Origin of the sequence: Coleofasciculus sp. (genome assembly GCF_046565525.1) — a bacterium.
Taxonomy (GTDB): Bacteria; Cyanobacteriota; Cyanobacteriia; order Cyanobacteriales; family Coleofasciculaceae; genus Coleofasciculus.
This window is the reverse complement of the sequence record NZ_JBKHUP010000019.1, coordinates 75,880-85,994: the sequence shown is the minus strand read 5'-3', so window position 1 is coordinate 85,994 and position 10,115 is coordinate 75,880. Positions and strand designations below refer to the sequence as shown.

Genomic DNA, 10,115 nt, shown 5'->3' with positions numbered 1-10,115 from the left:
TAAATTCAATCGGGGTTGACCAGATTGAATTTACCTTGGGGGAGTCCAATGTACCCCCACCCTACTTCACTCCGTTTAATTGAGGATGGAGTTCTATAGCTCCCCCAATCCCCCACGTTTTGATAGTTTTATGATTAATATATGGTCGTTTTAGCCGTTAAAGAAAGTCCTAATCGTTACGACGGAAGCTATAACGGCAAAGGGCGCACCGACGTGCGCCCCTACCAGATAGGTGGGTAAGCGTTAAACGGCTGAGAAGTAAACCTTGGACTTAACGGGATCGGGAACCATGGTTTTGTCTCCGGGTTGCCAACCTTGAGGGCAAACTTCATCTGGATGCGCCTGAACGTATTGAGTCGCTTTCAGAGTCCGCAACACTTCGTCTACATTCCGACCGAAAGAGAGGTTGTTGATGGTCGAATGCTGGATAATGCCATCTTTGTCGATAATAAATAATCCTCGCAGAGCTACACCTGCATCTGGGTCAAGGACGTTGTAAGCGGTGCTGATTTCTTTCTTGATATCAGATACCAGAGGATAATTCAGATCACCCACACCACCACTCTTGCGATCGGTTTGAATCCAAGCTAGGTGAGAGAATTCACTGTCCACGGAGATACCGAGAACCTGAGTGCCAACTTCTTTAAATTCACTAAAGCGATCGCTAAATGCTGTAATCTCTGTGGGACAGACAAAGGTGAAGTCTAGCGGATAGAAGAATATGACTACATATTGACCCCGGTAGTCAGACAGCTTGATGGTCTTAAATTCTTGATCGACAACCGCCGTCGCACTGAAGTCAGGAGCCGGTTGACCAACTCGCAGACATCCTTCCATGAAATTATCCTCCTTGAATGCTTTGATGTATACGTTCGCTATAGGTGATCGGTAAAGTTTTAACAACTCTACCGCCGTCAATAAACACAAATTGTTTACGAACTGTTACGACTATATCATAGTCATAACGATTTTGAGAAAGCACGACGGCAGAAGGATGAATTATGAAGTCGGGGTATTTTAGACAGGCAAGTGCCGTCTCACAATCCACCGATATCCGCTAAACTAGGCTATTTTAAGCAACATTGTTGGGTTTCTTGGCTTGATCAGCCTTGTAGAAGCGACGCGGAAGGTTCCGCGACAATCGGTTGGGTGCTATTGGGAGAAAAAGGTTGTGGTGAATTATTTGGATCGGCGGGAATGGCTGCTTACGAATGGATTAGGCAGTTTTGCCAGTGGTACAGTTTGCGATGCTCGCACTCGCACGTATCACGGCTGGTTGATTGCGGCACTCGATCCGCCTAGGCGTCGGACGTTGTTATTCTCTCATCTAGATACGAGTCTGGAGGTATCTGGCAAGATTTGGGCGCTTTCAACCAATTTCTGGAATGGGGGTAAGACGATTGATCCGGTAGGATATCAATTTTTGCGCTCCTTTGAAACCGATCCTGTTCCTCAGTGGGTTTGGGGACATCAGCAGTGGCAATTGACGCGCCAACTGGTTATGCCTTACGGGTTAGTTGAGGATGAGCAAACCCGCCAATTTCATCACCGGATTCTGATTCAGTATTCCTATCAAGGTAGTGATGTGGCAACATTAAGGCTACGACCCCTAATTGCCGATCGCGACTTTCACCACCAGCAATTTGATGAAGAAAATTTACAATTCTCGCAATTAGTCGGACATCAATGCCTTTATCTGCAAGCCATGCGTCCGGGTCAAGTGGGTACGCCTTGGCAGTTGGGGTGGAGTGCAGGCGAGTATCAACCGGATGAATTGTGGTATCGGAATTATTACTATCCTGAAGAAAATCAACGTGGGTTAGGCGATCGCGAAGATCTGTATAGTCCTGGTTATCTTACTATTTCTCTAGAACCGGGCGCAACCGTTACGTTGGAAGCGCGGGTGGGATGTCCTCAAGGTACGACAGAGTTCCAGTTAAATGCTCAAGTGTTTGAGGCGGCGGTGCAAGGGGAACAAGAGCGACAAAATCAGTTAGTGGCGATAGCAGCAGGGGGTGTAGGGGCGGGTTTGACAGATAACTTATGGCGCCAAACCGATAACTTAACTAAACCCGCCCTTCTAGGGGAAGCTGGGGGAGATGAGTGGGAGACGATTTGGCGTCAGTTACTCAAAGCTGGGGATCAATTTATTGCCTGGTGCGCCTCGATTAGTAGTCCAACGGTGATGGCTGGCTATCCCTGGTTCAATGATTGGGGGCGGGATACACTGATCGCTTTGCCCGGATTGACATTAGCTACAGGGCGTTTTAGTTTGGCAAGGGGATTACTCCAAACCTTTGGTAGTTATTGTCGTGATGGTTTAATTCCAAATACCTTTCCCGATGCGGAGAGTGAACCGATTTATAACAGTATTGATGCGTCTCTGTGGTGGCTGGAAACCTTGGGATTGTATTTGGAAATTACCCAAGATTGGGATTTTTTGATTGAGCAATATTCAACAGTCCGAAAAATCTACAAAGCTTATACCGCAGGCACCCGTTACAATATTCAAGTTGACGCGGTGGATGGACTCTTAACCTGGGAAGCGCCGGATGTGGCTATTACGTGGATGGATGTGGTGCTGGATGGTCAACCGATTACACCCCGTCAGGGAAAAGCGATTGAAATTAATGCGCTTTGGTATTCGGCGTTGTGTTGGATTGCTAAATGGACTGAAAAAATGGCGACGGGTGAGGTTAAAGATCGGGTGCGTTTGTTACACCAGGCTCAAAATTATATCAAGCAAGCACAACAGGTGAAAACTTCGTTGCAAAAGTTTTGGAATCCAGAGCAAAAATACTTCTATGACACCATAGAACCCGATGATCACCGCAATACCCAAATTCGCCCCAATGCGGTAGTGGCGCTGTCTCTGTATCATTGTGGTTTTGGGTCGAATCAGGCGCGACAGGTGTTACAAGTAGCACGCGATCGCTTGTTAACTCCCTACGGTTTGCGAAGTCTTGACCGGGCTGACCCTGAGTATATTGGTTATTATGGCGGTGATCGCTGGCATCGGGATAGTGCTTATCACCAGGGAACGGTTTGGAGTTGGTTGATTGGATCGTTTAGTCGGGCGTGGAAACGCTTCTACCCGAGAGATCCCCTTCCCTTTGACTGGAAACCTTTGCTGGATCATCTACAGCACCAAGCTTGTCTGGGGTCTATTTCCGAGATTTTCGATGGAGACAAACCCCATCTCCCCCAAGGCGCGATCGCTCAAGCTTGGTCTGTGGCAGAATTAATCCGTTGCTTTAGGGAACAGGGAACCGCGAACGGGGAATAGGAAATAGGAAACATTAGCTGTTTAATTTTACATTAAACCAACCAATAAACTACCATGAAAGTCGCTGTTTTCAATACCAAATCCTACGACCGAAATTTTCTAGAAACTGCCAACGCTAATTATAATCATGACCTAGTGTTTTTTGAACCCCGTCTGACCCAGGAAACCACAGCATTAGCAGCAGGGTTTCCGGCGGTATGCGTGTTTATCAATGATCAGCTTGATAAAATAACCTTGCGGCTGCTTGCAGAACAGGGGACAAAGCTGATTGCCACACGTTCTGCGGGGTTCAACCATATCGATTTAAATGCGGCGGCTGATTTAGGCATAACTGTGGTGCGAGTTCCAGCCTATTCACCTTATGCTGTCGCTGAACATACTGTAGGACTCATTTTAACCCTTAACCGTAAAATTCATCGCGCTTATAACCGAGTGCGAGAAGGAAATTTTTCCCTCGATGGATTCATAGGATTTGATTTACATGGGCGAACGGTAGGGATTGTCGGTACGGGCAAAATTGGTTTCCTCGTTGCCAAGATTTTGCATGGATTTGGGTGTCAATTATTGACCTATGATTTGTATACAAATCCTGATTGTGAAGCATTGGGGGTTAAATATGTTGATCTCCCAGAACTCTTCGCGACTTCAGATATTATCTCCCTGCATTGTCCCTTAACCCCTCAAACCCATCACCTGATCAATGCTCAATCGTTGACGCAAATGAAACCGGGCGTTATGCTGATTAACACCAGTCGCGGCGCACTAATTGATACGCGAGCCGTTATTGATGCGCTCAAGTCTCGGAAAATTGGCTATCTGGGTTTAGATGTTTACGAACAAGAATCCAATTTATTCTTTGAAGATTTGTCTACAGAAGTGATTGAAGATGATGTTTTTCAACGGCTATTAACATTTCCAAATGTTTTAATTACAGGTCATCAAGCATTTTTTACTGAAGATGCTTTACAAAATATTGCCCAGACAACATTATCGAATATTACAGATATTGAATCGGGTCGCCCTTGTGCTAATCAAGTGAGCGCCCAGCGGGTTGTTGCAACTAATTCTTAATTAACCGAGGACAGGAAAATTTCCCTCTCCAGTCGCTTCCGAGTTGATGTAAATTTTAAAGAAAATGGCTTGTCAGGTCAGAGCTCATGGGTTACTATAACTACTTTGGGGAGTTTACCCTGACTAGCAAAAAACGCCAGACTGCAAGCTGTGAAAGGCTTGGGGGTTGGGTTTTAGCCGAGAACTTTGCTGTGATGATGGTTTATCATTGTCAGGTTAAAGGTGTTGACAGAAACTCTTGCCAGGTGATTTTTGAGGAGGTTAGTATGAATGATAGATAAACGTCGAGAGTCCCAATTGACTCTTTAAATCAGTTTCAACTTAACTGGCTCAAAAGCTTTCGGTATTTAGAGTTCAAATCAAAATCGACAAGTTAATTTTCAACTGATCATTGAGGTTAAGGCTAAAGTGATTAGTTCGCATCAGGGAACATAGGGCAACTGACCAACTCAACCCGTTAAATCGGGAGCCAAAAATGGGAAAATATCAACATATTTTGTACTAAGGTATAGCCCATTACTTGTTGCTTTTTGTGGAAAACCAAAAACAGTTAATCAAACTTAACGTCCAGAGTAAACGTTTGTCCATAAACTGACTGACAAACGAGTTTCCTTCCTGTTGAACAATCTAACTCCCTTTTGGGTCACTACCTTTTGATGAAATCTTTAACGGCAACGTTAGGAAGCTATGAGCGGCTTCTAAGCACGCTTATTGCTACATTATTTTTCACTGGAACTTCATCGGTCACCGCCCAAGAAATTAGGAATCAAGCTTCGGCGTCCGGTGATAATTTACCAGGTACAGGTATTGTTAACTCTAATCAAACCTCCTTGGTGGCGGGTCAGGCGGCTCTAGAGCTGATTAAAACAGCAGATAGGGCAGCGGCTGAACCGGGAGATACGGTTGTTTATCGCCTCGCCCTGAGAAACAGCGGTCAATCAGCCGCCAGTGGTATTGTGCTGGCGGATAGATTGCCCTTAGGCGTGCGATTTTTGCCGGAGTCGTTGCAAGGTTCGATTACAACAGGCACCAACACAGAACCTGTGACATTACCTCCAGCAGAGCGTAATGAACGAAATGTCGAGTTTACCTATCCCCGCTTAGAACCCAATCAAACCCTAAATGTTATCTATGCTGCCGTAATCACACCGGATGCGATTCGGGGGGATGGTCGAAATGTAGCACAGGAACGACGCAGTAATATTGCCAGCTTTTTGATGCGGATTCGACCGGGAATTTTATCTGATTGCGGCACAGTCGTGGGGCGGGTGTTCGTGGATAAAAACTTTGATGGCGAACAGCAACCGGGAGAACCGGGAGTTCCCAATGCAGTGGTTTACATGGATGATGGGAACCGAATTACTACAGATGCCGATGGCTTGTTTTCATTGGCTAACGTTATCGCCGGTAATCGCAGTGGGACTCTAGATTTGAGCAGTTTGCCCGGATACAGCCTTGCGCCGAATCTCTATTTTATTGAAGGGAATAGTCAATCTCGCTTGGTGCGACTTTCACCGGGGGGGATGGCGCGAATGAACTTTGCGGTGACACCGGCTTACGGGGAGGAGCAGTGATGAAAAATACTCAGTATCAGAACCGTTGGGAGGACGCGAGTCAACCCAAAACACTGAGATTCAGGCTTTATTTTTCGTTACTTAAAGGTATCGAAGATGAGAGTGTTTCAGGTAAAGGATGGTTTTCCTCGATTTCTGTAGGGTTGCTGGTGATTCTGGTGGGGATTATTGGCATCATTCCGGTGGCGAAAGCCGATGAGTTGTCCCAGGAACGGGAAACAGGAGACTGGCAACTGAAGGCAGAAGGCAGAGGGCAGAGGGTAGAAGGGATTTATGCTGATGCTGTCAGCACCTTGGGCGCGACGGTTCAGCAGCAAGGGCTTAGCGCACTTACTGAGGAAAATTCAGTGGCTCTGGTTCAGGAGGAGTCCCAATCCCTTGCAGAACGAAACATAGAGCCTTCTCAACGAGAAAACTTAGCCAATACTCTGTCCGAAAGCATTGCTCAATCCCAGAGTAGTGAAGACTTTGGCGATATTGAACCGGCTCGGATGAAGTCGCCTTTAGAACCTTTACCCAATATGACTTGGGATGAGGGAGCCGAGGAGCCGAGGAGTCAATCTGTAGGGGCGGGTTTGACGGATAACGTTACCCAAGAAACCGATAACTTGACTAAACCAGCCCTGTACCATGGCGCGTCTGGAAACAGAGGAGCACAGGAAACTGGGGAAGAAGAAACCCCAGAGTCGGAACTCGAAGCATTCCAGGATGAATTTAGCCGCACGGCTCAACAAACCATCAACAATGGGCTTCAATTGGCGCCTGGTGAAGTTCGCATTCTCAGCCCTGAACCCGGTACAATTGGCGATCGCACAACCAACTTGATGGTTCAGTATCATCGGGATAGTCAAGTTCAGGTGACGATTAATCAGCAGCCTCTATCTGCTCAAACCCGGACGACGATCGAAGGGAATGAAACTCAACCCATTATTACTCAAATATGGTATGCTCTACCCTTGAAAAAGGGCGACAATACCATCACCGTCGCCCCAGATAACGGCACACCCGTCAGTCTCCAGGTTACCGTTGACGCGATCGCAGATCAAAAAGACCTCGAAATTACCCTCACCCCAGTCGGCGATCCCCGTGTACCCGCTGATGGTCGGTCTACGATTACAATTGAGGGCAGTATCACCAGAAAAACTGGTGAACTCATTGAAGAGGATGTCATCGTCACCCTCACCGCAGCAGCCGGGGAATTTGTTGGCGCTGACTACGATGATGATCAACTCGGCTTTCAAGTTCTGGCGAAAAATGGACAATTTAGCGCCAGATTACAATCCGGTATAGACGCCCAAAAAGTCCGGATTCGGGCGGCGATTGAACGACTCGGTGTCCCAGACATCAGACAAATCACCCGAGAAGAAAGTGTACTCAACGCCGCGATTCCCACATTTTCTGAACCCATCCAAGCCTATACCCAAATCGAATTCGTCACCCACCTGCGCCCTTCCTTAGTCTCTGGGGTGGTCAATTTGCGGATTGGGGAGGCGGGAACCAACTTTTGGGACTCTCGCCGTGAGTTTCTCAATCCGGATAGTATTGACGATGGTCTAGAAGCTGACCTAGATAGTTCGGTGTTTGCCACAGGTCGGATTGGGGAATGGTTATTCACCGGCGCCTATAATAGCGATCGCCCCCTGAATGAAACCTGTGATGGGATCACTCGCCTATTTCGGGGACCCCAGTTTTGTGAGAACCAATACCCCGTTTATGGGGATAGTTCCACCGTTGATTATCTCACCCCCTCCAAAGACAGCGTATATCTACGCTTCGAGCGTTCCTCTCTGGTTCCGGGGGCGGAACCAGACTATGCCATGTGGGGGGACTACAACACCACAGAATTTACCCGTTCCTCCCAGGAATTCACAGCCACAGCCCGGGCATTACATGGGTTTAAAGGCAATTATAACCTAGGGAATCTGCAAGTTACTGCCCTATTTAGCCCCGATGTCGAAGGATTTCAACGGGATGGGATTGTTCCTGATGGCACCAGTGGTTACTACTTCCTCTCGCGCCGCCTGCTGATTCCTGGAAGTGAAAACGTTTACATTGAAACCGAACAACTGAATCGCCCCGGTACCGTTATTGAACGCAAAGCCCTCTATCGCGGTCCTGATTATGAAATTGATTATGACCGAGGAACACTCCTATTCCGACGTCCGATTCAAGCCACGGAATTTGACCCCTTTGGGACTACCTTAGTGCGGCGAATCATTGTTACCTATCAGTTTGAAGCGGATGACGATACCAATATCTATGGGGGACGGTTGCAATATAACTTCTCCCAAGACTTTCAACAACAAAGATGGATAGGAACAACCTATCTGCGGGAAAATCAGGGAGAGCGAGACTTTGAACTCTATGGTGCGGACTTTTTGATTTCCTTGGGAACTCAAGGACGGATTGTGGGCGAATATGGTCATTCCACCAATGAGTCTCCCTTTATGGGATTAGTTACCGGGAATGCGTATCGATTGGAAGCCGTGAATGCTTTTTCCGATAGGATTCAAGGGCGAGCTTATTACCGTTCCGTGGAAGAAGGCTTTGCTAATAATGCCACAACCAGTTTTACCCCCGGTCAAACTCGCTATGGCGCTAGCCTTGCGGCGCAACTGAGTCAGAGTACCAATGTGCAAGTCAGTTATGATCACGAGGATAACTTTGGTACCTCTCCCCTAGACCGCAGTGTAGTGGAGTTTTTTGACCCCTTCAATCCTGATAATATCTTTAATCGGGCAACGGAAGCCCTACCGGGTAGCCGAGTGGATAATAGTCTAACCACATTCCGGGCGGGTGTGCTACAAAAAATTGGCACTTCTGACCTGACTTTAGAATATGTCAACCGTTCCCGAGAAGACAATCTGGGCGATACCTTTGATACCAACGCCAGTCAATTGGTGTCTCGTCTTAATGTTCCCCTGAATCAGGTTCTCACCTTCCGGGCGCAAAACGAATTGAACTTGGATGAAAGTGACCCCCTTTATCCCAACCGCACCACCGTTGGTTTAGATTGGGCGGTGGAACCGGGGGTGACGCTGAGATTGGCACATCAGTTTTTTGATGGGGGACTCTTAGACGATAATTCCATTACCAGTCTGGAAACGATTACTCAATATCAGCTTGGGGAAAATACGTCCATTTCGTCTCGATATTCGGTTATCGGTGGGGTCAATGGGATGACTGGACAAGCCGCATTGGGACTCAACCACGGTATACTGTTAGCGCCGGGATTGCGCGTGAATTTCGGTTATGAACGCATCGCAAATGATATATTGAATGCCACAGCAGCAGGCGAGCGCTTCGCTCAACCTTATGCGGTGGGTCAAAGTGCGTCATCCTTGGGACTCACGGAATATGATTCCTTTAACGTTGGTGTTGAATATACCGCCAATCCTAACTTTAAAGCCTCGGCGCGATTGGAACATCGGGATAGTTCTGCTGGTGATAACACCGTCATTTCAGCAGCGGCGCTGGGTAAAGTGTCCCCCTCGTTAACTGCTTTGTTCCGCTACCAACAAGCCAGTGCAGCCAGTCAACTTTTAGAAGACTTAGATGATACCCTTTCGGTCAAGTTGGGATTAGCCTACCGCAATCCTTTGGATGACCGTTTTAATGCGTTAATGCGATATGAGTATCGCCAGAATCCATCCACGATTCCGGATACGTTACTCTTTGGTAGTGGTACGGGTTCCAATGATCACGTCTTTTCTGGTGAAGGGATTTATGCACCCAATTGGCGTTGGGAATTTTATGGTAAATTTGCCCTGCGCCACAGTACAACAGATTTAGCCGACAATTTCAGCAATAGTAGCACTATTTATTTGGGACAGTCACGCATCACCTATCGATTGGGATACCGGATGGATTTAGCGGTGGAAGCACGCTGGATTGGTCAACCCTCGGTTAATTTTGATGAATGGGGTTGGGCGCTGGAAAGCGGGTACTATATCACCCCCGATTTACGAGTTGGGGTGGGATATAGCTTCGGTAGCGTCGATGACCGAGATTTTACGGGGTATCGTTCCGAAGGGGGTCCCTACTTGAATGTGACATTTAAGGTGAATGAACTCTTTGATGGGTTTGGACGGCAAAAAGTCGCCCCACCGCCGCAGCAGGAAGAATCTCAAGTACAGCCCGTGGCGAATAGTGAACCAGTGGCAAATCCCACGAGTGAGGAGTGA

Annotated in this window: 5 protein-coding genes; 4 read left to right on the top strand and 1 reads right to left on the bottom strand. The window is 47.4% G+C overall.

Translation table 11 applies throughout. The annotated features are described in order from the left end of the window. Positions 1–243 precede the first annotated feature (243 nt). Positions 244–837, bottom strand: coding sequence for a peroxiredoxin (locus ACLGGO_RS09430; protein ID WP_446337396.1), 594 nt, complete (start codon positions 835–837; stop codon positions 244–246). A gap of 337 nt (positions 838–1,174) precedes the next feature. Here ACLGGO_RS09430 and ACLGGO_RS09425 point away from each other — a divergent pair, with 337 nt between their 5' ends. The 4 genes from ACLGGO_RS09425 (at position 1,175) to ACLGGO_RS09410 (ending at position 10,115) form a co-directional block, all read left to right on the top strand. Further along, a complete protein-coding gene (locus tag ACLGGO_RS09425) occupies positions 1,175–3,286 on the top strand; it encodes an amylo-alpha-1,6-glucosidase (protein ID WP_446419107.1) in 2,112 nt (703 codons plus the stop codon). 54 nt (positions 3,287–3,340) lie between these two features. Next, positions 3,341–4,357, top strand: coding sequence for a 2-hydroxyacid dehydrogenase (locus ACLGGO_RS09420; protein ID WP_446419105.1), 1,017 nt, complete (start codon positions 3,341–3,343; stop codon positions 4,355–4,357). Between the two features lie 656 nt (positions 4,358–5,013). Continuing rightward, complete coding sequence (locus tag ACLGGO_RS09415) at positions 5,014–5,931, top strand: hypothetical protein (protein ID WP_446337423.1); 918 nt, start codon at positions 5,014–5,016, stop codon at positions 5,929–5,931. Then, a complete protein-coding gene (locus tag ACLGGO_RS09410) occupies positions 5,931–10,115 on the top strand; it encodes a hypothetical protein (RefSeq protein WP_446419104.1) in 4,185 nt (1,394 codons plus the stop codon). Before ACLGGO_RS09415 ends, ACLGGO_RS09410 begins: the two co-directional genes overlap by 1 nt.